Source organism: Aminobacter carboxidus, assembly GCF_014863355.1.
Classification (GTDB): domain Bacteria; phylum Pseudomonadota; class Alphaproteobacteria; order Rhizobiales; family Rhizobiaceae; genus Aminobacter; species Aminobacter carboxidus.
On the sequence record NZ_JACZEP010000003.1, the window covers coordinates 411927 to 435659 of the forward strand.

General features: G+C 62.7%; 23 protein-coding genes. 14 read left to right on the forward strand and 9 right to left on the reverse strand.

The window, feature by feature from the left end; translation table 11 throughout:
- Positions 1 to 326: 326 nt before the first annotated feature.
- The 3 genes from IHE39_RS13830 to IHE39_RS13840 all read left to right on the forward strand — a co-directional run bounded on the left by IHE39_RS13830 (position 327) and on the right by IHE39_RS13840 (position 5108).
- A complete protein-coding gene (locus tag IHE39_RS13830; protein WP_246485474.1) occupies positions 327 to 3035 on the forward strand; it encodes a phosphoenolpyruvate carboxylase in 2709 nt (902 codons plus the stop codon).
- 40 nt (positions 3036 to 3075) lie between these two features.
- Positions 3076 to 4380, forward strand: a complete 1305-nt coding sequence (glyA, locus tag IHE39_RS13835; protein WP_192566857.1) for a serine hydroxymethyltransferase — start codon at positions 3076 to 3078, stop codon at positions 4378 to 4380.
- Positions 4381 to 4460: 80 nt separating this feature from the next.
- The gene (locus IHE39_RS13840; protein ID WP_184774613.1) at positions 4461 to 5108 is read left to right on the forward strand and encodes a LuxR C-terminal-related transcriptional regulator; all 648 of its coding nucleotides are present in this window, start codon (positions 4461 to 4463) and stop codon (positions 5106 to 5108) included.
- 6 nt (positions 5109 to 5114) lie between these two features.
- Here IHE39_RS13840 and IHE39_RS13845 read toward each other — a convergent pair whose 3' ends face one another.
- A complete protein-coding gene (locus tag IHE39_RS13845; protein ID WP_184774611.1) occupies positions 5115 to 5897 on the reverse strand; it encodes an anti-sigma factor family protein in 783 nt (260 codons plus the stop codon).
- The gene (locus IHE39_RS13850; RefSeq protein ID WP_184774620.1) at positions 5894 to 6433 is read right to left on the reverse strand and encodes an RNA polymerase sigma factor; all 540 of its coding nucleotides are present in this window, start codon (positions 6431 to 6433) and stop codon (positions 5894 to 5896) included. Before IHE39_RS13850 ends, IHE39_RS13845 begins: the two co-directional genes overlap by 4 nt.
- A 177-nt stretch (positions 6434 to 6610) precedes the next feature.
- Here IHE39_RS13850 and IHE39_RS13855 point away from each other — a divergent pair, with 177 nt between their 5' ends.
- A complete protein-coding gene (locus IHE39_RS13855; protein WP_192566858.1) occupies positions 6611 to 7987 on the forward strand; it encodes a S8 family serine peptidase in 1377 nt (458 codons plus the stop codon).
- Between the two features lie 56 nt (positions 7988 to 8043).
- Here IHE39_RS13855 and IHE39_RS13860 read toward each other — a convergent pair whose 3' ends face one another.
- Both IHE39_RS13860 and IHE39_RS13865 read right to left on the reverse strand, forming a co-directional pair.
- Complete coding sequence (locus IHE39_RS13860; RefSeq protein WP_192566859.1) at positions 8044 to 9267, reverse strand: glycerate kinase family protein; 1224 nt, start codon at positions 9265 to 9267, stop codon at positions 8044 to 8046.
- A gap of 157 nt (positions 9268 to 9424) precedes the next feature.
- Positions 9425 to 10891 (reverse strand): SLC13 family permease, encoded by a 1467-nt coding sequence (locus tag IHE39_RS13865; RefSeq protein ID WP_246485475.1) that lies wholly within the window; start codon positions 10889 to 10891, stop codon positions 9425 to 9427.
- 480 nt (positions 10892 to 11371) lie between these two features.
- Between IHE39_RS13865 and IHE39_RS13870 the strand changes: the two genes are divergently transcribed.
- Genes IHE39_RS13870 through IHE39_RS13895 form a run of 6 tightly spaced genes read left to right on the forward strand, consistent with a single transcriptional unit; the run spans position 11372 to position 14702 of the window.
- Positions 11372 to 11689, forward strand: coding sequence for a hypothetical protein (locus IHE39_RS13870; RefSeq protein WP_184774605.1), 318 nt, complete (start codon positions 11372 to 11374; stop codon positions 11687 to 11689).
- A gap of 11 nt (positions 11690 to 11700) precedes the next feature.
- The gene (locus IHE39_RS13875; RefSeq protein ID WP_115734511.1) at positions 11701 to 12084 is read left to right on the forward strand and encodes a hypothetical protein; all 384 of its coding nucleotides are present in this window, start codon (positions 11701 to 11703) and stop codon (positions 12082 to 12084) included.
- 11 nt (positions 12085 to 12095) lie between these two features.
- A complete protein-coding gene (locus IHE39_RS13880; RefSeq protein ID WP_115734510.1) occupies positions 12096 to 12263 on the forward strand; it encodes a hypothetical protein in 168 nt (55 codons plus the stop codon).
- Positions 12264 to 12273: 10 nt separating this feature from the next.
- Positions 12274 to 13671 (forward strand): APC family permease, encoded by a 1398-nt coding sequence (locus IHE39_RS13885; protein ID WP_184774604.1) that lies wholly within the window; start codon positions 12274 to 12276, stop codon positions 13669 to 13671.
- Between the two features lie 10 nt (positions 13672 to 13681).
- Positions 13682 to 14431, forward strand: coding sequence for a hypothetical protein (locus IHE39_RS13890; RefSeq protein ID WP_246485476.1), 750 nt, complete (start codon positions 13682 to 13684; stop codon positions 14429 to 14431).
- A gap of 7 nt (positions 14432 to 14438) precedes the next feature.
- On the forward strand, positions 14439 to 14702 hold the full coding sequence (locus IHE39_RS13895) for a hypothetical protein (protein WP_115734536.1): 264 nt from the start codon (positions 14439 to 14441) through the stop codon (positions 14700 to 14702).
- A gap of 4 nt (positions 14703 to 14706) precedes the next feature.
- On the opposite strand, the gene IHE39_RS13900 is transcribed toward IHE39_RS13895, so the two are convergent.
- Both IHE39_RS13900 and hppD read right to left on the reverse strand, forming a co-directional pair.
- A complete protein-coding gene (locus IHE39_RS13900; RefSeq protein WP_184774602.1) occupies positions 14707 to 15129 on the reverse strand; it encodes a hypothetical protein in 423 nt (140 codons plus the stop codon).
- 157 nt (positions 15130 to 15286) lie between these two features.
- Positions 15287 to 16396: a 4-hydroxyphenylpyruvate dioxygenase gene (gene hppD / locus IHE39_RS13905; RefSeq protein ID WP_192566860.1), complete on the reverse strand. Its 1110-nt coding sequence runs from the start codon at positions 16394 to 16396 to the stop codon at positions 15287 to 15289.
- Positions 16397 to 16520: 124 nt separating this feature from the next.
- On the opposite strand from hppD, the gene IHE39_RS13910 reads away from it, so the two are divergent.
- Positions 16521 to 16988 (forward strand): Lrp/AsnC family transcriptional regulator, encoded by a 468-nt coding sequence (locus IHE39_RS13910; RefSeq protein ID WP_184774598.1) that lies wholly within the window; start codon positions 16521 to 16523, stop codon positions 16986 to 16988.
- Here IHE39_RS13910 and IHE39_RS13915 read toward each other — a convergent pair whose 3' ends face one another.
- Positions 16989 to 17444 carry a MarR family winged helix-turn-helix transcriptional regulator gene (locus IHE39_RS13915; protein ID WP_184774596.1) on the reverse strand — a complete coding sequence of 152 codons (456 nt, stop codon included), beginning with the start codon at positions 17442 to 17444 and terminating at the stop codon, positions 16989 to 16991.
- A gap of 83 nt (positions 17445 to 17527) precedes the next feature.
- On the opposite strand from IHE39_RS13915, the gene hmgA reads away from it, so the two are divergent.
- The 3 genes from hmgA to maiA are packed head-to-tail and all read left to right on the forward strand — an operon-like array spanning position 17528 to position 20554.
- Entirely contained in the window at positions 17528 to 18877 is a 1350-nt protein-coding gene (hmgA, locus tag IHE39_RS13920) for a homogentisate 1,2-dioxygenase (RefSeq protein ID WP_184774594.1), read from the forward strand.
- A gap of 19 nt (positions 18878 to 18896) precedes the next feature.
- On the forward strand, positions 18897 to 19913 hold the full coding sequence (locus IHE39_RS13925; protein ID WP_192566861.1) for a fumarylacetoacetate hydrolase family protein: 1017 nt from the start codon (positions 18897 to 18899) through the stop codon (positions 19911 to 19913).
- Between the two features lie 5 nt (positions 19914 to 19918).
- Positions 19919 to 20554 (forward strand): maleylacetoacetate isomerase, encoded by a 636-nt coding sequence (gene maiA, locus IHE39_RS13930; RefSeq protein ID WP_192566862.1) that lies wholly within the window; start codon positions 19919 to 19921, stop codon positions 20552 to 20554.
- Positions 20555 to 20557: 3 nt separating this feature from the next.
- Here the strand turns inward: maiA and IHE39_RS13935 are convergent, their stop codons facing one another.
- Positions 20558 to 22570 carry a putative 2-aminoethylphosphonate ABC transporter permease subunit gene (locus IHE39_RS13935; protein WP_192566863.1) on the reverse strand — a complete coding sequence of 671 codons (2013 nt, stop codon included), beginning with the start codon at positions 22568 to 22570 and terminating at the stop codon, positions 20558 to 20560.
- Between the two features lies 1 nt (position 22571).
- Positions 22572 to 23732, reverse strand: coding sequence for a putative 2-aminoethylphosphonate ABC transporter ATP-binding protein (locus IHE39_RS13940; RefSeq protein ID WP_184774586.1), 1161 nt, complete (start codon positions 23730 to 23732; stop codon positions 22572 to 22574).
- Position 23733 lies beyond the last annotated feature (1 nt).

The window sequence follows — 23733 nt, forward strand, 5'->3', positions numbered from 1 at the left end:
GCAATGCGGATCAGGCTATTGGACCTCACTTTCAAGTGCATCCATACTTGCCTCATATGCAACATATTTGCACATGAGTTAAATCTCGTCCACTGCAAAACGCACTGGACCAACCAGCGGCATCATCCTGATCGTGCACGTTGGGCGATAGTCCGATTTGGGCTTGGAGATCATCGTTCGGCCAGTTTCGGCACCACCCGAACGAATGGGAAATCTACCCGTCCGGGGCGTTTTCAAGCCGGCACAAAAACTGTCTGCTGTCAGTTAGGAAAACTGCATCTTTCCGGATTGCCGGCTCAACAAGCGGCGTTCGGGACCAACTCGAAATGAACGGGTGCCGCTTGGAGGAGAGCAGACCACTCAGCTTTCGCGAGGACGTCCGCAGCCTGCTGTTCAGGGTGCTTTTGGCCGTCGTCTCCGAACGCGAGCCGGACATGGCGGAGGTTCTCACCGGCCGCGTCAGCCTCGATGCGCTCGAAAGCGGGCAACGCATTGCCGCGCTGCAGGCAACCGGCATCTGGTTCCAGCTTGTTGCCATCGCCAATGAACTTCTGGCCATGCGCTCGCGCCGCGAACTTGAACAGATGGGCGGCGCGGACGAGGTCATAGGCTCTTTCGCCAATGTGATGGGTGAAATAGCTGCCGGCGGCTACCCGGCCGAGCAGATCCAGACTACCCTCGACGACCTCTGCGTCGGGCCGACGATGACGGCGCATCCGACCGAGGCCAAGCGCGTCACGGTCCTCGAAATCCACCGCCGCATCTACCGCAAGCTGACCGAGCTCGAGCAACAGCGCTGGGCGCCGCGCGAACGTGAGCAACTGATTGACGATCTCAAGAGCGAGATAGAACTGCTGTGGATGTCGGGCGAGCTGCGGCTCGAGCGGCCGTCGGTCGAGCGCGAGATCGCCTGGGGCCTGCACTTCTTCCGCGAAGTGATCTTCGAAGCGACGCCCAAGCTCTATGACAGCGTCGAGGAAGCGCTGGCACGCCACTACCCCGAATACGACCTCAAGGTGCCGTCCTTCATGCGGTACGCCTCGTGGATCGGTGGCGACCGCGACGGCAATCCGAATGTCACCGCCAAGATCACCGCCTATGCCCTCAACGAGTGCCGCCAGGCGATCGTCGGCTGGTACATCGGCCAGGTGCGCAAGCTGGTCACGGTGTTGAGCATCAGTGCCAATGTCGTCGACATTCCCGATAGCTTCATCAAGGCGCTGGGCCATGCGCTGCACCGCTCCGGCAATGCCTCGGAGATCGTTGCGCGCAATCCCGACGAGCCACTGCGCCAGTTCGCCGGCGCCATGCTCGACCGCCTGGAAGCGATGCGTGGTGCAGCCTCGGCCAAGCCGTACACCCGTTCGGAGGGTTTCAAGACCGACCTGCGCGAGCTTGAAAACGTACTTGCCCAGCTTGGCGGCAAGCTGATCGCCAGGCGCTTCGTCCGGCCGCTGCGCCAGCAAGTCGAGACTTTCGGCTTCCGCACCGTTTCGCTCGACATCCGCCAGAACTCGACGGTGGTGAACCGCGTGCTGAGCGAGCTGTTCAAGCTTGCCGACCCGGCAGCGGCGCCGGCGCCCGACACGCTGCAATGGACGCAGCGTATCAGGGCGGCACTGAACTCCGGCGAGCAGTTGGAGGTCGACAGGCTGGCGCTGTCAGAGGAAGCGCAGGAGCTTCTCGATCTGTTCGATGTCATTCGCAAGGCTTCGGCCGGCTTGAATGGTGGTGCCGTCGGGGCCTTCATCCTGTCGATGACCCGGTCGAGCGACGACCTGCTCGCCGTCTATCTGCTCGCACAGTACTCCGGCCTGGCGACAGCCATGGATGGCAGCGGAACCATCGCGCTGCGTGTCGTTCCGCTGTTCGAAACCATCGCTGACCTGCGTGCCGCGCCCGACATTCTCGATCAGCTGTTCGGTGTCTCGATCGTTCGCCGGTCGGTGCGCGACTTCGGCAACCGCCAGGAAGTGATGCTCGGCTACTCCGACTCCAACAAGGATGGCGGGTTCCTTGCCTCCAACTGGGAGCTCAACAAGGCGCAGCGCCGCATCACGGCACTTGGCATCAAGCGCAAGGTCAAGATCAGCTTCTTCCATGGCCGCGGCGGTTCGGTCAGCCGTGGCGGCGCGCCGACGGGCAGGGCGATTGCCGCCCAGCCGGCCGGCACGATCGGTGGCGCGATGCGCGTCACCGAGCAAGGCGAGGTTGTGTCGTCCAAGTTCGCCAACCGTGGCACCGGGCTCTACCAGCTCGAGATCCTGGCTGCGAGCGTCTTTGCCCACAGCGTCAAGTCGCCAAACGAGGCCGAACTGAAGGACATCCCGGAGTTCAGCGAGGCGCTCGAGGCGCTGACCGGCATGTCCCAGGCCTCCTATTCGGGCCTGATCAACGAGCCGGGGTTCATCGACTATTTCAACCAGGCAAGCCCGGTCGAGGAACTGGCGCTGCTCAAGATCGGCTCGCGTCCGGCTCGCCGCTTCGGTGCTCGTGACATCGCGGATTTGCGCGCCATACCGTGGGTGTTTGCCTGGAGCCAGAACCGACATCTGCTGACCAACTGGTACGGCATCGGCAGTGCGCTGAACTCGTTCGTCAATGTCCGCGGCGACGCCGGGCTGGAACTGCTCCAGCAGATGTTCGAGCGCTCGCGCTTCTTCCGGCTCGTCATCGACGAGGTCGACAAGGGTCTCTACCAATCCGATATGGACATCGGAAAGCTCTATGCCGGGCTGGTTCAGGACCACGAGGTGGGCGAGCGCATCTATTCCAAGATTTCGGCCGAATATGCGCTGACGCGGCGGATGATCTCCGAGGTCAATGGCGGCTTGAAATTGTCCGAGCGCTTCCCAGCCTTCAAGCGGCATTTCGATCGCATCCGCCCGCAGATGGACTCGATCCATCGCCTGCAGGTGCAGCTGTTGCGCGAGGTGCGCGCGCAGGACGATGCCACCGTCAATCCGAAGCGGGCCGTCAATGCGCTTCTGCTTTCGATCAACTGCATTTCCGCCGGTCTCGGCTGGACCGGATGACCCAGATTTCAGGCGTCTCAGGCGCCGCTAGGAGGAGCCCATGAATATCCCGACAAGACCCGGCATCGGCAGTGCCCGCAACTTCTTCCGCACCGGCGTCGCCCAGGCAGACCCCGCTGTCAGCGATGCGATGGGGCGCGAGCTTCAGCGTCAGCGCGACGAGATCGAACTGATTGCATCGGAAAACATCGTCTCGAGGGCGGTGCTCGAAGCACAAGGCTCGGTGTTGACCAACAAATATGCCGAGGGCTATCCCGGTCGTCGCTACTATGGCGGTTGCGCTTACGTCGACGAGGTCGAGGATCTGGCGCGTGAACGTGCCAAGGCGATGTTCAATTGCAGCTTCGCCAACGTCCAGCCCAACTCGGGCAGCCAGGCCAACCAGTCGGTGTTCATGGCCCTGATGAAGCCGGGCGACACGTTCCTCGGCCTCAATCTGGCAGCTGGCGGCCACCTGACCCATGGCGCGCCGGTTAACCAGTCGGGCAAGTGGTTCAATGTCGTCTCCTATGGCGTCAAGACCGACACACATCGCATCGACATGGATGAGGTCCGTGACCTCGCCAAGAAGCACCAGCCTAAGGTGATCCTCGCCGGCGGTTCTGCTTATCCCCGCATCATCGACTTCAAGGCATTCCGCGAGATCGCCGACGAGGTCGGCGCCAAGCTGTTCGTCGACATGGCGCATTTCGCCGGCCTGGTTGCCGGTGGCGTTCATCCCAATCCGCTCGAACATGCCCACGTCGTGACAACGACCACACACAAGACCCTGCGCGGCCCGCGCGGCGGCATGGTGCTTTCCAACGACGAAGAGATCGGCAAGAAGATCAACTCGGCGGTGTTCCCCGGCCTCCAGGGCGGCCCGCTGATGCATGTCATCGCCGCCAAGGCGGTTGCCTTCGGCGAGGCCCTGACGCCAGATTTCAAGGTCTATGCCGCCAACGTCGTCTCCAATGCCAAGGTGCTGGCCGAGACGTTGCAGGAGGGCGGCGTCGATATCGTCTCGGGCGGCACTGATACGCATCTGATGCTTGTCGACCTGCGCCGTAAAAACCTCACCGGCAAGGCGGTGGAGGCAGCACTTGGCCGTGCCCACATCACCTGCAACAAGAACGGCATTCCGTTCGATCCGCAGGGGCCCATGGTCACCTCAGGCGTTCGTTTGGGCACGCCGGCGTGCACGACGCGCGGCTTCCTCAACGAAGAGTTCCGCCAGGTTGGCCGCATGACGATGGCCGTCATCGACGGGCTTACGGCCAATGGCGAGGAAGGCAACGCCAAGATCGAGGCTGCCGTTCGTGAAGAAACGCACGATTTGGTCAGCCGATTCCGAATCTACGACTGATTTCTGTCGTAGAAGAGCAGGCACGCCTTGGCGAATTCGAGTGGAATGCGCCAAGGCACGATGCCTAAGATGGCGGGCTGATGGCGCAACAAAAGAAGCTGAATGTCCTGATCGCCGAGCGCAATCCGCTGGTGATTTCGGCTTTGCGCGACATGATCAGCCGCGACGAACGTTTTTCTTTCGTCGAAGGCGTACAAAGCGGCGACGCCTTCATCAAGGCGGTGGCGGCGGTCGAGCCGGCATTCGATGTCGCCATCGTGGCCTGGAAGCTGTCGGACATGGACGCCAGCGAGGTTCTCACCGAACTGCAACGCCGGCAGCTCACCGCCCGCATGGTGATCTTTTCCAACGACCATGACATCGGCATTCTGAAGCAGTGCGTGCGGCTGGGCGTGCAAGGCTTCTGCTATCAGTTCGACGATCCGTGCATCCTGTTCGACACGCTGCTTGCGGTCGCCAATGGTCGCATCTGCATTCCTTACATCGACGTCGCCAAGATCAATGAGACGCCACTGTCGCGGCTGACGACGCGCGAGCTCGAGCTGCTTGGTGTGCTGGCCGATGGCTGGACCAATCTGCAGATCGCGACACGGACCGGGATCTCGGAGAACACGGTCAAGTATCATCTCAAGAATCTCTACGACAAACTGGGCGTGCGCAACCGCGCCATGGCGGTCGCGCTCTATGCCAGCGAGCGCAAGCGCGGCCCCCAACCAAGCCCGCGATAGAGCCGGTCACGGTAGGCCGAGCGCCTTTTTCTCATCCGCTTCCGACAGCGGCGCGCCGGCATGGATCGTGGTCAGATAGGCATCGACTGTCTCGGAGGCACCAGCCGGAACATAGTCCTGTCCAGCTGTGGGCGCGGCCACGGCAAGCCTGAGGTCCCATTGCTGCTCGGTTCGACAGGCGACCGAAACAAGCGACGGCTTCGATGCGCGATGAAGCTCGAACTCGCGGCAGAGTGCGCCAGACTCGTCACGGAAGCTGGAGACGAGTTTCATTGTCGCGTCGCCCAGTGCCACGTCGGAGCCTGAAGCAGTAGAGCCGAGCGCTTCCGTGATGGCCGGATCGCTGATCGAAGCAACGGCGAAACCTTCCGAAGCAGGCGCCCCTGCCTTGCCGGCGAGATAGCCGCCGGCACCGACGATGACGGCGGCAAGCGAGGCGGCCAGCGGCAGTGCCCAGCTCGAGCTGACTTTTCGTGGCGCGCCAGGCTGAAACGCTACGACATTGTCCTGGGCAGGCGGCTCGCTTGCTTCGACAGCTGCATTGTCCCGCTGCCGCGCCGCGTCGATCATCTTTTGCACCGACAGGGTCAGCGCCTCGGGCACCGGCTCGTCGATCAAAGGCTTGAGCGCAGCCGATGCCTGGGCACGGCTTGCCATGAAGGTGGCGACGCGGGCAATGAGCGTGTCATCCGAACCCATGGCTTCTTCGATCGCCGTTGTGGTTTCAGCGTCGAGTTCGCCGTCGGCGAAGGCCATCAGGGTTTCGTCGTCGAATTCGCGCCTGCTCATATCTTCCCACCTTTTTCGGGTGAACGGTCCGCTGCCGGGTTTATTCCGGCTGCGTCCGCAAGATTCTTTCTGGCGCGGGCCAGCCTGCTCATGACCGTGCCGATGGGGATGCCCAGCACCTCGGCTGCCTCCTTGTAGGATAGATCCTCGATGCAGACGAGAAGCAGAACCTCGCGTTGCTCGTCGACAAGTTCGTCGATGGCCACAGCCACGCTTTTCAACGTCAGCCGTGCTTCGACGTCGCGTTCGCCGCTCGAGCCGACGATGTCCTGGCGGTCGTCGATGTCCTCGCGCGGCCCAGCCGTTTTGGTGCGGCGAACATGGTCGATCCACAGGTTGCGCAGAATGCGAAACATCCAGGCGTCGAAGCGGGTACCCGCTTCGAACCTGTCCTGACTGGCCAGGGCCCGTTCGCAGGCCGCCTGCACGAGATCGTCGGCGAGATCGCGCGATCGGCACAGCGAAATGGCGAACCGGCGCAGATTGGGCAGGAAAGCGATCAGGCGATCGCTGACCGGAACATCGTCACCCTTCATGCAGTCGTATCCTGTCTCTCCCCCGCGGAAATAAACGAGGCCACGGAATAAACCGGGCCCTCGTCCGTTGGGCTCAAAATGCACAAATGTAGTCAAAATGATATGGGATGCCGAAAGGCTTATGTGGATCGCTAACAATTGCCGTCTGCTCGCCATATCGGCAGGAAAGGACGAACCATGCCTCTGAAAGCTCCATCGGGTTCACTTGCGGTCGTTTTCGCGCTGGCCTTGAGCGGCGCGACCTTTGGTGTCCCCACGGCAGATCAGTTGCCGGGGCAGGTTTTCGGAACCGGCCTCGCGATCGCCGATGACGATGATGACGGCGGTGGTGGTGGCGGAAATTCTCCTGGAAGCAGGGACTCAAGCTCGTCGGGGCAAGGGGTTGGAAAGGGGCGAAGCATTTTCGACCTCTTCCGCACGCAGGAACCACGCCGCAAGGCCGCGGCACGGCCGGCTGCCGCGCTTGTACGCCAGGCGCCACAAGAGATCGTGGCGCTTGGTCTCGATCAGGGCTCGATCACCAACCTGACCGCCATCGGCTATTCGGTCAGCGACCGTGCCGATGTAGCGCTTGTCGGGGCCGAAATCGTCAAGCTGCGTGTTCCCAACAGCACGACGCTCGAAGCGGCCCGCGTACAAGTAGCGGCTGTGGCACCTGACGCCGTCGTCGACTTCAACCATTTCTACCGGCCCGACCAGGACCGTCCAGACCCTTGCGGCGCGGACCAGTGCCTGGCGCGCCACGTCGTTGGCTGGCCCGAGACCGGGGCGATGCCGGATCGCTGCACAGCCCCGGTGCGCATTGGTCTCATCGACACGGCGATCAATGCCGAACATCTCGCCTTTGCCGGCGGGCGGATCGAAACGATCAGGCTGGGGACGGGCGACCTGCCGGAGTCGGGGCGCCAGCACGGTACGGCGGTAGCAGCCCTTCTTGTCGGATCGGCGGAGAGCCGAACGCCCGGCCTCGTTCCCGGCGGCGAGCTCGTCGCGGTCGACGCGTTCCAGCGCAACGGCAATGACGACCGTTCCGCCGTTTACGATCTTGTGCGGGCGATCGACCTTTTGGCGAGCAAGGGGGTGCTCGTCATCAATATGAGCCTGACCGGCCCGGCAAACCTTTTGCTCGAACGCACTGTCGAGATGGCGGCACAGCGCGAGATCGTGCTGGTTGCGGCGGCAGGAAATGGCGGCCCGCGCGCAGCCCCGCTCTTTCCCGGCGCCTATGAGGAGGTGATTGCGGTGACGGCGATCGACCGGCGCAAGAATGCTTATCGCCGCGCCGGCGCCGGCAACCATATCGACATTGCGGCACCTGGCGTGCAGGTGTGGACGGCGGCTTCGGTCAAGGGTGCTTCTTCCAAGACGGGTACGTCCTTTGCCGCGCCCTTCGTCACGGCAGCAGCGGCGATGATCAAGGCCGCCAATCCGCAACTCAAGGCCGACGAGGTCGAGGCGCTGTTGCGTCAAGGCGCTGAAGATCTGGGCAAGCCCGGCAAGGACCCGGTGTTCGGCTGGGGTCTGCTCAACGCGCGAACAATCTGCCAGAGCTGACACGGGTTGCTGATCGGCACGAAAACGCCGCCGCGAAATTCGCGGCGGCGGTCCAGTCAGGCGGCGGCGCGGGGGCTGCCCTTTGCGCGCGGCGCAAGGTTCTGGTTGCGTGGCACGACACTGGCCTGATTGAGGCGCATGCCGACCAGGATCATGCGCGAAGCGTCCTCGGCGGCGCGCACCAGCAGCTTCGAGGCGGCACCAATGGCTTCGTCGAGGCTGCATGGACGTTTGAGGATGGAAGCAAAGGCATCGATGCCATGCTCGAAGTTGAGCGTCACGCCCTTGCCGATGGTGCCGGCAAGCGCGATCACCGGCAGACCTGCCGCCTTTGCCCTTTGGCCGACCTCCGCCGGAACCTTGCCGAACGGGGTCTGGCCGTCGAGGCTGCCTTCGGCGGTGATGACGAGGTTGGCGCGACCGATCAGGCTGTCGAGTTCGAGATAGTTCATCACGATCTCGTAGCGGGGGTGGAGTTTGCCGGACAGGAGTCCAAGCACCGCGGCACCCAGTCCGCCCGATGCGCCGGCACCTTCGGCAGCGCCGACGTCGAAGCCTGTCTTGGCCACAATATGCGCTGCGTAGTTGTCCATCGCCTGGGCCAGCAGTTCGACCTGCTCGGGCGTCGCTCCCTTTTGCGGGCCGAAGACACGGGCGACGCCGCGCGGGCCAAGCAGCATGTTGTGCCAGTTGACGGCGGCATCGATGCGGACGGTTTCAAGACGCGGGTCGCGATCCGACATGTCGATGGTCGCGAGCCTTGCCAGTTCCGCGCCGCCTGCGGCGAGCGGCCGGCCTGCATCGTCGAGGAACCGCACGCCAAGTGCTTGTGCCATGCCGGCGCCGCCGTCGTTGATGCCGCTGTCGCCGCAACCGTGCAGGATGCGCTGAGCGCCGGCGTCGAGCGCGGCCTTGATCAGTTCGCCGACGCCGTAGCTGCTGGTCAGGCACGGATTGCGCCGGTCGCGCGGCACCAGGCGCAGGCCTGCGGCGGCCGCCATTTCGATGACGGCGGTGGGCACAGGCGCGCCGCCGAGAAAGCCGAAAAACGACTGGACGGGATCACCGACCGGCCCGGTGACGGTGAGCCTATGCATGGTGCCCCCGGTGGCCGCGACCAGTGCCTCGGTGAAGCCTTCGCCGCCGTCGACCATCGGTGCCTTCAGTATCTTCGCCTGCGGAAAAGCGCGCAGCACGCCTTCACCGATGCAGTCGGCAACTTCGTTGGCGGACAGGCTTTCCTTGAAGCCGGACGGCGCGACAAGAACCGTGAATGTCATTGATGTAACTCCTCGTCTGTCATGTGAACGATGGAGGAGAAACGGTGTTCGGCGTGCTTTATTCCGCTAAAAAAATAAAATAATTACAATGGCTTACGTAAAAATAGCCAAGCCGTTTCTGGCTTGGCTGCATAAGGTCCCAACGGCTGCTTTCTGTTTAGAGCCGTATGCCGAGCAGCGGCCAGGCAAAGATCGCGAAGGCCCCAAGCAAGGCGACAAAGGGCACGAACAGCAGTGCTGAAAGCCACAGCAGATCTACCGCCGAAAAGGCTGGCGGCTCCATCCCGCCGAACAATGTCACCGGCTTGGCCGAGACCATCAGCGTCTGGCAAAAGCCGCTGCCAAGTGTGACGACCAAAATCATCGCGGCCGGATTCACCCCGAGGCCGGCAAGTGGCAGCGCCAGTGCCGGAATGAGCACGGTGGCGCGCGCGGTGCGCGAGGTGATGACGATATGGGCAAGCGCGGACACTGTCGCGGCAAAGGCAATCAGGACCCACGCCGCCGGCGCGACAGAACCCTGGAAGGTTGCCATGACGCGATCGACAACCAGCTTGGCATCGCCCGTTTCGAGCAGGGCCTCGCCGATCACCAGCGTGGCGGCCAGAAACAGCAGCAGGTTCCACTCGACGCCCTTGAGCGCCGCCTTGAAGGTGATGCCGGATATGGATTTCGACGCCACCACAAGTGCGCCCACGAGCGCCACGATCGGTAGCCCGACCCCGTGCAGGCTGCCGCTCGCCCACAGCGCGACGGTTGCGCCAACGACCGCGAGGATGGTCTTGTCGCGGTTGGAGAAAGCCTTTGATGCTCCCTGGCCATGGGTCATCAGTGCTTTGCGGTCCTCGGTGTTGAGGAAAACAAACAGGATGAGGCCGCAGGCGATGAGGCTGGAGACCAGCGCGAAGGGGGCGCTCAATAGCGCCCAGGTGGCGAAATCGACTGATTGACCTGAAACGCGCCTGATTGCATCGGCTGCCACCAGATGAGCTCCAGCACCGGTCAGCGAAGCGGCGGCCGAAAGCAGGATCACAGAGGGGAACAGCAAGGCAAGCCCGCGCGTCACGGTTGGCCTGCCGATGGCCGCCGAAAGGCTCAGGAAGATCGGCATCAGGATCGCCGCGCGCGCCGAGGTCGACGGCACCAGGAAGGCGGTCAGGAAGATTGCGCCGGTCGTTGCCCAGAAGATGCCCTGCACGGCTTGGAACGGCGCGAGCATGCGCGACGCGCAACGCTCGGCAAGTCCGGTCTGCTTCAGCACTGCACCGATGACGAAGGCGGCGAGCATGAGGACGACGATCTCGCTGCCAAGGGCTGCAAACAGCGCCTGCTCGCCGACGGCACCAGACAAAACCAGTGCCAGAGCGCCTGCCAGCGCAACTGGCGTCTCGGGCAGGTCCATCACCGTCCAGGCGATCAGTGTTGCAGTAAAGACGGAGAGCGCGCCGCGCATTTGGGTCGACAGGCCGTCGATGCTGGCAAAGATGGCAAAGGTCGCAAAGGCGATCAGCAAGACGCCGACCAGGATGCGCACCAGCCGTAGCGAGATCTGCTGTTCCGCAACTGTCGAGGCAGCGGCGGACAGATTGCGCATGTCAGCGGGCAGGGCCTGTTGTTCCGACATCGATCATCTTCTCCTTCGATCCCCTGCTGTTTGCGGTCAGAAATTGCAGTGGGCCTGTCGTGTTGTTGGCAAGGAGAACGGCCGAGCAGGCGCTCTATTCCACGCCGGCAAAGTTTTTTCGGCACTGTCCTTGCGCCACCTGCAAGGGAAGATCCTTGCATTGGTGGCCTAATCGATCGGCCGCGACTCCCGTCGCCAAGAGTGGCGAATAGACAGTGCTGCTGTCTCAATAATCAGCCTGTCGAAGGACGTTCGGCAGACGTGTTTTGTTCAACGGGTAAAAATTCCGACAGCCTGTCAGGCTGACAAAATCCAATTGATTCAATGCAATTCGCCTTTGTCGAAAGTCGTAGTGCGACAAGTGCGCGTGGTCGTCACTTGACAGGAAATTAACTTTGCCAGACATTCCTCAGGGGAAATTAATTTCCCGCAGAAGCAAACCAGAATGAAGCCGAAAACGGCCGTGGTGGAGGAGGAAATATGGAAGCGACTTTAAGTCAGCAGCGCGGGGACGCGACTCTCGAGCAGCGCATCGACAAGATGCATGGAAGGGATCGAGCGGGTCTCGTGATTTTCGTTGCGGTGCTCTGGTGCACCATGTTGTTCGCCCTGTTCAGCGTCTGGTCCTACATTTCCATCCCGGCCATCCGCGTCATACTGTCAGTCGCCTGTGCCCTCGTGCTGGCGCTCAATACCGCGGCCATCGTCGCCATGTTGCGCCACTACGTCGAAGACAAACACTTCATCTATGGCCTCGACATCAAGCATCTCGACGAGATGCGGCGTCGCCGCGGCTGAGGAGCGCAACAATGGCTTACAAACCTCCGAAACAGAGCCTCGCCGGCCAGATTTTCGACGTCTTGACCTTGCTCGTGCTGACCATCGGCGCCCTTTACATTCCGCTCTATCTGGGCCTGGCGGGCGCTGTCAAAGTGCCTAACCCGATCGCCAATCCGACGTGGGAGGCGCTCGGCCAGAACGCCGCCGAGCAGCAGCAATGGGCGGCCCTTGGCATCACCGATCCGGCAGCCGCCAATGACATCATCACCGCCCGCTTCGACTACAGCTTCAGTTGGGCAGCACTGATCGTCATGGCCGTGCTGGTCATCGGCTATTTCGTCATGGTCGTCCGCTTGTCCGACCGGGAGTACCGCGAAGTCATCGAAGAGCGCTTCGGCGACAAGAAGCGCTAGGGGAGGCGACAATGGATACCTGGAATTATCTGGAATACGCCGCCTGGGCGCTGTCCGCGCTGTTCGGCGTCCTGATGCTCATCGATCTCGTCCGCATCGATACCACCTACGACAACGAACTGCTGATCTCCTCTCGCGAAGGCGAGATCGAGGCGACCGCAGAACGCCACGAGATCTGAGGGGACGACGATGGCAAATGTGACTTCAACCGCCGCAGAGCCCGAACGGCTTCAGTTGCTGCGCGTGCTCGGCCCCGCCCATATCTGGGCGCTTGGCGTCGGCATCGTGCTTGTCGGCGAATATATGGGTTGGAACTTCTCGGTCGGCAAAGGCGGCATGATCGCCGGCCTGATCGCCTGCTGGGTGGCTGGCCTGCTCTACACCTGCGTCGCCATGATCGACTCCGAGGTGACCTCGACAGTTGCCGCTGCAGGTGGCCAGTATGCCCAGGCCAAGCACATCGTCGGCCCGCTGATGGCCTTCAATGTCGGCCTGTTCCTGGTCATGGCCTACACCATGCTGGAAGCGGCCAATGCGATCACCGTCGGCTTCCTGCTCGACACGGTGGCCGGCATGCAGGGCCATTCCGGCCTCAACCAGCAACCCTTCATCATCCTCGCCATCATGTTCCTGGCGTGGCTGAACTATCGCGGCGTGCTGGCGACACTGACCTTCAACCTGGTCATCACCGCAGTCGCCTTCGTGGCCATCATCACCCTGTTCATCGCGGTGCAGTTCGGCGCTTCCAACGTGCCGCTCGACTTCTCGGCGATCACCTCCGATCCGCTGCCTTATGGCTGGGTCGGCATCGTGGCCTCGCTGCATTTCGGGCTCTGGTACTATCTCGGCATCGAGGGCACCTGCCAGGCGGCCGAGGAAGTGCGCTCGCCGGCGCGTTCGCTGCCCTATGGCACGATGGCCGGCATCATGACGCTGCTGATCGCCGCGACCATGACCTGGTATGTCTGCTCGGGCTTGATCCCGTGGGAATATCTCGGCCAGGCCGGCACGCCGCTGTTCGACGCTGCGCGTGTCACCGGCAGCACATCGCTGATGGTACTCCTGTTCGTCGGCACGACGTTCGCAACGCTTGCCTCGGCCAATGGCTGCATCAACGATGCCTCGCGGGCCTGGTTCTCGATGGGCCGCGACCGCTACCTGCCGAGCTGGTTCGGCGCCGTGCACCCGGTTTACCGCACGCCGTACCGCGCCATCGTCTTCCTGGTGCCGATCGCGCTGATCTTCGCGCTCGGTGCGCCGCTCGACCAGGTCGTCACCTTCTCGATCCTGTCGGGTCTGCTCGGCTACACCTTCATGACCTTCAATATGGTGATGTTCCGCAACAAGTGGCCGCTCGACACGATCAAGCGCGGCTATGTGCACCCGTTCCACCCGCTGCCGACGATCGTGCTGCTGATCCTGTGCTCGACGGCCTACTTCGCCGTGTTCCTCGGTTACGGCACGCAGCTGAGCGCAATGATGTGCTTCTACATCGTGGCATCGCTCTGGTTCCACTTCCGGCGCTACCAGTTCGTGCGCCGTGGCGACCAGTTCACCATGCCCTGGCCGAAGCCGCAGGGTTACTGACAAGCCAAGCATGGCGGCGCGGACCATCGCGCCGCCATCGTCGCAAAACGAGGCGCTGCCGATGATCACGACGCTTGCCTTCTCAGCCTTCGTCGCCTTTTCCTGCGGCTGGATCGGCATGCGTGCGGTCCGCGAGCATCGCGACGCTCTCGCCGAACGCAGAGGCCTGCTCGACGACGCCGCAAAGCTGCTTCGAAACGCCCGCATTGCTTTCGGTCCCGACCAATTCCCAGTGCTGGTCGGCGAGATCAGCGATGGCCGTCGGGCCAAGATCGAGCTCATTGCCGACACCATGGTCACGCGCAGGCTGCCCCAGCTTTGGCTCAGGGTGACGCTCAGCGAAACCAGGGAATGCATGAGACCGACAATCGGCGCGCTCGCCCGCCCGACAGGCGCTGAATATTACTCGCTGGTCCATGACATGCCGGAATGGATGTCACCACCCGAGACCGACGCCTCGCTGCTGATGCGCGGCGATGGTCGTGCGACGGCATGGCAGATCGAACGGGGTTCGGCGCTGTTCAAGAGCCTGTTTGCAGACCCGAGGGTCAAGGAAGCCGTCATCACGGCTCGTGGTACCCGCATCATCCGCCAGGCAGCGCAAGGCGAGCCCGGTGCGCATAAAGTGCTGAGGCAGGTGCGCTTTCCGCTGACGTCGATCCCGACCGAACTGGTCGGCCTTGCCATCGCCGAAGCCGAGGCGCTGAGCGCCTTGCTGGTCGACGACGACATCGTCGCTCCCGTCTATGAAGCGGCTTGAGGGTTCCATGACAAAACCGATCAATCCTTATGTCGTGCTGGCCCTGGCCATCGTGTTGCCCGGCGCCGGCCACGTCGCGGTACGCGACGCGACGCGCGGGCTCGCCTTTGCCTTCTTCGTCGTTTTGTTTTCCGTGCTGTCCTACGTCACCACGACGCCGGAAACATCGTTCCTTGGTCGCCATGCCGGCGGCCTGTTCGTCTGGGCGCTGTCGATACCGGATGCCTATCGCCGGGCGCGGATACGCAGCGTCATGGCTCCGAAGGTCTGACTTTTCAGCTCGCCAACCTGCAATCGCCGCGGCCGGCCAAGGCGTCGAGATTACCGGCGTTGGGGCAGAAATCCCGATAGGATGCCTCGAAATCTCTTGCTTCCAGCCGGTCGCTGCAGACGCGTCGTGCCGGGCACATCATGCAGGTCCGGCGCATGTCGCGATTCCATTCCGGGTAGCGGTTCTCGAAAGTCTCGGCGTCGACGCCCTTGGACTTGATGGCCTCGGGCAGCAGAATCTTTGAGGCGAAGGCAAGACGCATGGCCTGCCTGAAATCTGACCGCGATAGCCCGCACTCTGCCAGCATGCGTTCGCCGTCATTGCCGAGTTGGCTGATCTCCAACACCGAGGCACGGCGCTGGCGCCAGTCCTTAAAGCGGAGCACGACCAATCGCCAGAGCTCGTAAGACATCGGTATCGTATTCATTGCTGCTATCTCCCACGTCACGAGACACCCTCACCCTTTGCAACTTGTGCAGGCGGGGCGGCAGTGTTCCTTGCGCTGGATCAAGCTGGCGGCAAAAAAGAAGGCGGGTTGCCCTGCGTGCAACCCGCCCCAACAGAGGTCTGTTTGAAGCTGCCGATTAGGCGGCAGATTGGGAGATCACGCCGCGGCGGATCTGGTCTTCCTCGATGGATTCGAACAGTGCGCGGAAGTTGCCTTCGCCGAAGCCCTCGTCGCCCTTGCGCTGGATGAACTCGAAGAAGATCGGCCCGATCACGGTCTTGGAGAAGATCTGCAGCAGGATCTTGGTCATGCCGCCGTCGATCACGCCTTCGCCGTCGATCAGGATGCCGTGCTTCTTCATCTTGTCGAGCGGCTCGTCATGGCCATGCACGCGGCTGCGCGACATTTCGTAATAGGTGTCGGGCGGGCCGGGCATGAACTTCAAGCCCTTGTCGGCGATCCTGTCGGTGGCGGCATAGATGTCGTCGCTGCCGACGGCGATGTGCTGGATGCCTTCGCCCTTGTACTTCCTGAGATATTCCTCGATCTGGCTGGTGTCGTCCTTGGACTCGTTCAGCGGGATGCGGATCTTGCCGCAGGGCGAGGTGATGGCGCGGCTGACCAGGCCGGTGATGCGGCCGTCGATGTTGAAGAAGTGGATCTGCTTGAAGCCGAAAAGCTCGCGGTAGAAGTCCCACCACTTGTCCATGTTGCCGCGATAGACATTGTGGGTCAGGTGGTCGAGGAAATAGAAGCCGACACCTGCGGGTTTCGGATCGGCCTCGCCGAGCCAGTCGAATTCCGCCGCGTAGGCTGAGCCCTTGGCGCCGTATTTGTCGACAAAATATAGCAGCGAGCCGCCGATGCCGACGATGGCAGGCACGTCGAGCGCCTTGTCGGTTCCGGTGTAGGGCGTGGCACCCTTCGACACGGCGTGGTCGAAAGCGTGCTTGGCATCGACAACGCGCCACGCCATCGAAGCCGCGCAGGGGCCGTGCTCGTCGACGAAGCGCATGGCGTGGCTGCCGGGCTCGGCGTTGACGATGTAATTGATGTCGCCCTGGCGCCAGACGGTGATCTTCTTCGTCTTGTGGCGCGCGACCGGCTCATAACCCATGCGGGTGAAAAGCTCTTCCAGCTTCTCGGGTTCGGGATGGGCGAATTCGACGAATTCGAAACCGTCGGTACCTGCGGGGTTGTCGGCGCTGATCTTGGCCGGCGGCGCATCGTGCGGGAACGGACCCATGGAAATTCCTCCTCAAAACTCGGTAGTGCATATTGTGCTCCCGATTCGATGCAATGTGCTTGCATTCTGGCCTCGTATGGGTCGTTTTATGCGTAAGACGTGCATATATGAGGAGTTTGATGCAATGAATGAGGTGCTTGACCAGTTCGACCTCAAGATCCTGCGCGCGCTGCAGATCGACGGCCGGCTGACCAACAACGAGCTGTCGGAGAAGATTGCGCTGTCGGCTTCGCAGTGCTCGCGAAGGCGCGCCCGGCTGGAGGCGGAGGGCTTCATCCGGGGTTACCAGGCGATGCTCGACCGCGAGCGGCTGGGTCTCGAGCTCCTGGTGGTGATCTCGGTGACACTGGCCACCCACAACCGCGACAACGCCCAGCGCTTCGCCCGACTGGTCAACGATTTGCCTGAGGTGCTCGAGGCCTATTCGCTGACAGGCGAGATGGACTACCACATCAAGGTCGTCGTGCGCGGCCTGTCGGACCTGTCACGCTTCGTCAACGAGGTGCTGTTGCCGCATGATTCCGTGCAGCATGTGAAGACCGCGATCGTTCTGACGACGCTGAAGCAGTTCGGACCGCTGCCGATCGGGTAGTCAGCCGCGCTTGCGCGGTCGGTTTAGCAACGCCCGTTCGACATCCGCCAATCCGGCCTCGATGCGCTCGATGGCACCGGGACCGAGCGCCTTGTCGAGTGTTTGCTGGTAGGTACGGGCGAGGTCGGCAATCTCGCGATAGGCTTTCTGTCCGGCTGCAGTCAGTTCGAGGTGCTCGACGCGGCGGTCGGCCTCGTTTTCGCGGCGTTTCAGCCAGCGTCGTTCCTCGAGCGCTGCCACGGCACGGCTGACCTTGGTCTTGTGCATGTTGGAATGCGTGCCAATTTCGGTCGCGGTCATGCGACCGACGCTACCCAAGGCGGCGAGCGCGCGCCACTCCGGCCGCGTCATCTGGAAACGCTGCTTGTACTCCCTGGAAAAGCTCAGGCTGATCAGCTCGGCGGCCCGGTTCAGCCGGTAGGGCAGGAAGCTCTCCAGGTCGAATGCCTCGGGCATATCAGGCCTTTGATAGTTACAAAATCAATGGTTACACTTGCAACCATCTCGACGTTCTCACGTCCGCCAGGGAGGTGCAAGACATGCTGGACAAGGCCATCACACAGACGACGACCGCCATGGCTGCCGGCTACATGCCGGGCTTCGGCAATGACTTCGAGACCGAGGCGTTGCCAGGTGCGCTGCCGCAGGGCCAGAACAGCCCACAAAAGTGCAATTACGGGCTCTATGCCGAGCAGTTGTCAGGCTCGCCGTTCACCGCGCCCCGCGGCACCAACGAACGGTCCTGGCTCTACCGTATCCGACCAAGTGTCCGGCACACCAAGCGCTTTTCGGCAGCGAGCTATCCGCATTGGAAGACCGCGCCTTGCCTTAACGATCATTCGCTGGCGCTCGGCCAGTTGCGCTGGGGGCCGCTGCCGCAGCCCAAGGAGAAGCTCACCTTCATCCAGGGCATCCGCACCATGACGACGGCGGGGGATGCGATGACCCAGGTCGGCATGGCGGCGCATGTCTATGCCTTCAACGACGACATGGTCGACGACTATTTCTTCAACGCCGATGGCGAGCTTCTGATCGTGCCGGAAGTCGGATCGATCCGCATCTTCACCGAAATGGGCATCATCGACGTCGAGCCCTCGGAGATCTGCCTGATCCCGCGCGGCATGATGTTCAAGGTGTCGCGCATCGGCGACGGCGAGCTGCGGCGCGGCTACATCTGCGAAAACTACGGCGCCAAGTTCACGCTGCCAGATCGTGGCCCGATCGGCGCCAATTGCCTTGCCAATCCGCGCGACTTCAAGACGCCAATGGCAGCCTATGAAGACAAGGAAACGCCATGCCGCGTGCTGGTCAAGTGGTGCGGCAAGTTCCACGTCACCGAGATCGGCCATTCGCCGCTCGACGTCGTCGCCTGGCATGGCAACTACGCCCCGTTCAAATACGACCTCAGGACCTTCTCGCCGGTCGGCGCGATCCTGTTCGACCATCCCGACCCGTCGATCTTCACGGTGCTGACCGCGCCGACCGAAGAAGCGGGCACGGCCAATGTCGACTTCGTCATCTTCCCGCCGCGCTGGCTGGTGGCCGAGCACAGCTTCCGTCCGCCCTGGTACCACCGCAACATCATGAGCGAGTTCATGGGCCTGATCTACGGCCAGTATGACGCCAAGGAAGAGGGGTTCGTGCCGGGCGGCATGAGCCTGCACAACATGATGCTGCCGCACGGGCCCGACGCCATGGGCTTCGAGAAGGCGTCGAACGGCGAGCTCAAGCCGGTCAAGCTCGACCACACGATGGCCTTCATGTTCGAGACGCGGTACCCCCAGCAGCTGACGCAATTCGCTGCCGAGCTGGAAACGCTGCAGGACAACTACATCGATTGCTGGGACGGGCTCGAGCGCAAGTTTGACGGTACGCCCGGTATCAAGTGAAGCATCAAGTGAGGACGTCATGAAACTTGCCACGCTGAAGGACTCCACCCGCGACGGCCGCCTGGTCGTGGTCTCCAGGGATTTGACCCGTTGTTCGGAGGTCGGTCACATCGCCCGCACGCTGCAGGCCGCGCTTGACGACTGGGCCCATGTCGGCCCGCGCCTCGCCACTGTTGCCGAGGGCATCGAAACGGGTTCACAGCCGACCATGCGCTTTCACGAGCACGATGCGACGTCGCCTTTGCCGCGCGCCTATCAGTGGGCCGACGGTTCGGCCTATGTGAACCACGTCGAGCTGGTCAGGAAGGCGCGGGGCGCCGAGATGCCCGACAGCTTCTGGACCGATCCCTTGATGTATCAGGGCGGCTCGGACACCTTCCTTGGGCCGCGTGATCCGATCGTCATGGCCGACGAAGCCTGGGGCATCGACCTCGAGGGCGAGGTGGCGGTCATCGTCGACGACGTGCCGATGGGCGCTTCGGCTGAAGAGGCGCGCGATACCATCCGGCTTGTCATGCTGGTCAACGACGTGTCCCTGCGCGGCCTGATCCCGGCCGAACTTGCCAAGGGCTTCGGCTTCTTCCAGTCCAAACCGTCGACCGCGTTTTCGCCGGTGGCGGTTTCGCCCGATGAACTCGGCGTTGCATGGGACGGCGGCAAACTGCATCTGCCGCTGCTCGCCAGCATCAACGGCCAGCCGTTCGGCCGCGCCGATGCCGGCACAGACATGACCTTCGACTTCGGCCAGTTGGTGGCGCATGCTGCCAAGACCAGGCCTCTGGTGGCGGGCACCATCATCGGTTCGGGCACGGTGTCAAACAAGCTCGACGGCGGACCGGGCAAGCCGATCGGAGACGGTGGCGCAGGCTATTCCTGCATCGCCGAGATCCGCACTATCGAGACCATAGAGCAGGGCGCCGCCAAGACCCCGTTCCTGAAGTTCGGCGACCAGATCCGCATCGAGATGCATGACAAGACAGGCCACTCGATCTTCGGCGCTATCGAACAGACCGTGACGAAGTACGAAAAGGCCTGAGCCCGATGAGCGAGACCGTCCTGTTCGACTACTGGCGCTCGTCTGCGAGCTACCGGGTTCGCATCGCGCTCAACATGCTCGGCGAGGCCTATCGGCCGGTATCGGTCGACTTGCTCGCCAAAGCGCAGAAGGCGCCGGAGCATCTGGCGCGCAATCCGCAAGGGCTGGTGCCGGTGCTCGACATCGATGGCCACGCCTTCACCCAGTCGCTGGCGATCATCGAGTATCTCGATGAAACCCGTCACGCGGGGTTTCTGCCGTCCGATCCGCTAGGTCGCCAGCGGGTACGCCAGCTGTCTTATGCCATCGCCATGGAGATCCATGCCGTCTGCAACACCGGCGTGATCGCGGAGCTGATGCGGCTGATCCCTGACGGCGAGGCGGCGCGCGATGCCTGGATGCAGAAGTTCATCGGCGACGGCATGGCCGCTTTCGAACGGCTGCTCGACAATCCGGCCACCGGCGCGTTCTGCCATGGCGACAGCCCAAGCATGGCCGACATCTGCCTGGTGCCGCAGGTCTATAACGCGCGGCGCTGGAACGTCGACATATCAGGCCTGCCGCGGCTGCTGGAGATATCCAGCCGCTGCGAAGGCCTCGAGGCCTTCGCCAAAGCGCATCCGGATCGCGCCAAAGGCTGAACCTCAGCGCATCCGCCAGGCCTGGGTGCGTTTGATCAGCACGCGTGACAGGAGAAGGTGGATCAGACGCGCTATGGCGTTGGTGTAGAAGATCATCATTGCCATCGCTGCGGCCGGTGCCACGTCGCCGGCATCGTCCATGTTGAGCACCGCGACCGAGGCCAGCGTCGTGTCCTTGGAATAGAGGAACACCACCGCCGATACCGTCGTCATGGCGTTGACGAAAATGTAGATCGAGATGTCAAGGATGGCCGGCAGGCAGACCGGCACGGTGACGCGGGCAAACAGCTTGTAGAATGGCTGCTTGAGCGAGGCTGCCACCGGCTCGAACTCCTGGTCGATCTGCTTCAGCGCCGTGAGCGCGGTCAGATGCCCCACCGTATAGAAGTGGGTGATGGTGCAGACCACAAGGATGGTCATGGTGCCGTAGATGGCGTTCAGCGGGTTTGACGGGTCGTTGAAGAAGAAGATGTAGGCAAGGCCCAGAACCATGCCCGGCACTGCCATGGGTAGCATGGCGAGGAACTGGAATGCCGTGCGGCCGCTGCGGAAGCCGTCGGTCTTTTCAACCATGTAAGCGCCGACGAAGATGATGACCGTGCCGATGACAGCCGTCAGCGCTGCCAGCCGGATCGAGTTGTAGTAGGAGCCCCAGCCACCGCCGTCCATGCGGTCGAAGGCGAAGTGCTTGAGGCTGAGGCTGAGGTCGTAGGGCCAGAGCTTGACCAGTGCTGCGAACTGGCTGGTTGCCATGATGCCGAGGATGAAGACGGCGATCAGCGAGCACCAGGCAAGGCACAGCGTGTCGAAGCCACGGTTCGGTTTGGGCTGGTAAGGCACCGAGCGTGCCGACAGCAGCGCCACCTGCTTCTTCGTCACCATGCGGTCGACGATGAATGCGGCGATGGCCGGCACGAGCAGGATCACCGAGACGACCGCGCCCATTTCGAAATTCTGCTGGCCGATGACCTGCTTGTAGATGTCGACGGCAAGCACGTTGTACTGGCCGCCGATCACCTTGGGCAGGCCGAAATCGGTGATGACGAGCGTGAAGACGACGAAGGCCGCCGAGATCAGGCCGTAGCGCGCGCCGGGAATGGTGACGGTCCAGAAGGTCCGCCAGCGGCTCGCCCTGAGCGACTCGGCGGCCTCGTAGTGGCGCTGGTCGGAGATGGCGAGTGCGGTCGAAATGATGATCATCGCGTGGGGGAAGGCAAAGAAGATCGAGCCGACGACGATGCCGAGCGGACCGTAGATCGAGGTCCCCATCAGCAGGTCCTTGAGCAGGCCCTGGTTGCCGAACAGGTAAATCAGGGCGATGCCGGGCAGTAGCGACGGCACCAGGATCGGCACCATGGCGACGAGCTTGAACGCATCCTTGAAACGCATGCAACTGCGGTTCAGCGCATAGGCGAAACCGAAAGCGAGCCCGACGGTAATGATCGTGCTGACGAGCGCGATGAAGACTGAGTTCTCGATCGAGCGGAACAGCGTCGGCGTCGAGAAATAGGCGGTGTAGTTTTCGAGGCCGAGCGCCCGCGACGGCCGCAGCATCACGCGGCGGAAGTCATTGGAGGTGAACTCCTGCCACTCGGTACCGGACTGCGGGTTGAGGCCGACGAGATAGGTGGCGTCCGATGTCGTGCCGCGGATCTTGTATTTGACTGGGCTGCGGAAGCTGAAGTCGGGGAAGAAGCTTGTCGCCTGCAGTCGCCCGTCCGAGTTGGTGGCGAGTTTTGTTGGCGGCACCGCATTGAGTTTCTCGTTCAGCGCTGCGGCGGTGACGGGTTCACCCCAGTTTCCGTCCTTGTCGCTGAGCTGGAACTCGAATTTGGCGAGGTCGAAGCTGTAGGTCGAAAACGACTTGGACAGCATGATCGCCAAGGGTGCGGCCAGCGCAACCAGCAGGTAGAGCGCGATCACCAACATCAGGCCGCGCTTGATCAGTTCGTCGCGGTCGAGCCGCAGGCGGAGGGGGCGGCCGACCGGCAGGGCGGTGTCGATTGCCATCGCCATCTCAGGCGCCCCTGGGGTAGATCAGTAGCCGTTCGGCCGGCAGTTCGACGGTCAGCTCTCCGCCCGGCACCAGCGACAGGCGGCGCGCAGCATTGATGGAGAAGTCGGCGATCAGCGTCTCGTTGCCGAGTGCGTGGCCGTGCAGCCGGGTCCGCCAGAACGAGCCCAGGAACTCCATCTCGCTGATGGTGACGTCGATGGTGTTGGCGGCGGCCCCGTTGGCGAGCGAGCCGCTGGCATGGGGGATGATGTCCTCCGGGCGGATCGCAGCGATGACGGGCGTACCGTCATCATAGTCATGCGGCTCGCAATGGAAACTCGCCGCGCCGATGCCGACGGCGTTGTTCGATGCCCTGGCCTCGAACTTGTTGGCCTCACCGATGAAGTCGGCCACGAACAGCGTCGCCGGATGACGATAGATTTCGGTCGGCGTGCCGATCTGCTCGATGACGCCGTGGTTCATCACCACGATGCGGTCGGCCATCGACAGCGCCTCTTCCTGGTCATGGGTGACCATGATGGTGGTGACGCCGAGCTTGCGCTGAAGCTCCTTGATCTCGTGGCGCAGATGGGTGCGCACCTTGGCGTCGAGTGCCGACAGCGGCTCGTCGAGCAGCAGCAGGCCGGGTGAAATGGCAATGGCGCGGGCAAGAGCAATGCGTTGCTGCTGGCCGCCGGAAAGCTGGGCCGGGTACTTGTTGCCCTGCTCGGGCAGGCCGACGAGCTTGAGCAGTTCGGTGACGCGGGCTTCGATCTCGGCGCGCGGGCGCTTGGTGTTTTCGAGGCCGAAGGCGATGTTCCTGGCGATCGTCAGGTTGGGGAACAACGCGTAGGACTGGAAGACGATGCCGTAGTCGCGCTGTGACGGCGGCAGCGTCGAGACGTCGCGTCCGCCCTGCTGGATCGAGCCGCGGGTCTGCAGGTCGAGACCGGCAATCGCCCGCAGGAGTGTGGTCTTGCCGCAGCCCGAAGGGCCGAGGAAGCAGACGAACTCACCCTCGCTGATGTCGAGCGATATGTCCTTCAACGCATGGAAATCGCCGAAGGCTTTCCAGACGTTTGCGATCTTGAGATAGGCTGGCTTCACGTTCAGGCTGGCGGCGGTCATGGCGCTCACTTCAGTCGGAATTCGCGGCTGCCCGGCGAGGGTTTCGTGTCTCATC

Coding starts and splice junctions, on each gene's coding strand:
- IHE39_RS13830 (WP_246485474.1), top strand. CDS start 327: ATGAACGGGTGCCGCTTGGAGGAGAGCAGACCACTCAGCTTTCGCGAG.
- glyA (WP_192566857.1), top strand. CDS start 3,076: ATGAATATCCCGACAAGACCCGGCATCGGCAGTGCCCGCAACTTCTTC.
- IHE39_RS13840 (WP_184774613.1), top strand. CDS start 4,461: ATGGCGCAACAAAAGAAGCTGAATGTCCTGATCGCCGAGCGCAATCCG.
- IHE39_RS13845 (WP_184774611.1), bottom strand. CDS start 5,897: ATGAGCAGGCGCGAATTCGACGACGAAACCCTGATGGCCTTCGCCGAC.
- IHE39_RS13850 (WP_184774620.1), bottom strand. CDS start 6,433: ATGAAGGGTGACGATGTTCCGGTCAGCGATCGCCTGATCGCTTTCCTG.
- IHE39_RS13855 (WP_192566858.1), top strand. CDS start 6,611: ATGCCTCTGAAAGCTCCATCGGGTTCACTTGCGGTCGTTTTCGCGCTG.
- IHE39_RS13860 (WP_192566859.1), bottom strand. CDS start 9,267: ATGACATTCACGGTTCTTGTCGCGCCGTCCGGCTTCAAGGAAAGCCTG.
- IHE39_RS13865 (WP_246485475.1), bottom strand. CDS start 10,891: ATGTCGGAACAACAGGCCCTGCCCGCTGACATGCGCAATCTGTCCGCC.
- IHE39_RS13870 (WP_184774605.1), top strand. CDS start 11,372: ATGGAAGCGACTTTAAGTCAGCAGCGCGGGGACGCGACTCTCGAGCAG.
- IHE39_RS13875 (WP_115734511.1), top strand. CDS start 11,701: ATGGCTTACAAACCTCCGAAACAGAGCCTCGCCGGCCAGATTTTCGAC.
- IHE39_RS13880 (WP_115734510.1), top strand. CDS start 12,096: ATGGATACCTGGAATTATCTGGAATACGCCGCCTGGGCGCTGTCCGCG.
- IHE39_RS13885 (WP_184774604.1), top strand. CDS start 12,274: ATGGCAAATGTGACTTCAACCGCCGCAGAGCCCGAACGGCTTCAGTTG.
- IHE39_RS13890 (WP_246485476.1), top strand. CDS start 13,682: ATGGCGGCGCGGACCATCGCGCCGCCATCGTCGCAAAACGAGGCGCTG.
- IHE39_RS13895 (WP_115734536.1), top strand. CDS start 14,439: ATGACAAAACCGATCAATCCTTATGTCGTGCTGGCCCTGGCCATCGTG.
- IHE39_RS13900 (WP_184774602.1), bottom strand. CDS start 15,129: ATGAATACGATACCGATGTCTTACGAGCTCTGGCGATTGGTCGTGCTC.
- hppD (WP_192566860.1), bottom strand. CDS start 16,396: ATGGGTCCGTTCCCGCACGATGCGCCGCCGGCCAAGATCAGCGCCGAC.
- IHE39_RS13910 (WP_184774598.1), top strand. CDS start 16,521: ATGAATGAGGTGCTTGACCAGTTCGACCTCAAGATCCTGCGCGCGCTG.
- IHE39_RS13915 (WP_184774596.1), bottom strand. CDS start 17,444: ATGCCCGAGGCATTCGACCTGGAGAGCTTCCTGCCCTACCGGCTGAAC.
- hmgA (WP_184774594.1), top strand. CDS start 17,528: ATGCTGGACAAGGCCATCACACAGACGACGACCGCCATGGCTGCCGGC.
- IHE39_RS13925 (WP_192566861.1), top strand. CDS start 18,897: ATGAAACTTGCCACGCTGAAGGACTCCACCCGCGACGGCCGCCTGGTC.
- maiA (WP_192566862.1), top strand. CDS start 19,919: ATGAGCGAGACCGTCCTGTTCGACTACTGGCGCTCGTCTGCGAGCTAC.
- IHE39_RS13935 (WP_192566863.1), bottom strand. CDS start 22,570: ATGGCGATGGCAATCGACACCGCCCTGCCGGTCGGCCGCCCCCTCCGC.
- IHE39_RS13940 (WP_184774586.1), bottom strand. CDS start 23,732: ATGAGACACGAAACCCTCGCCGGGCAGCCGCGAATTCCGACTGAAGTG.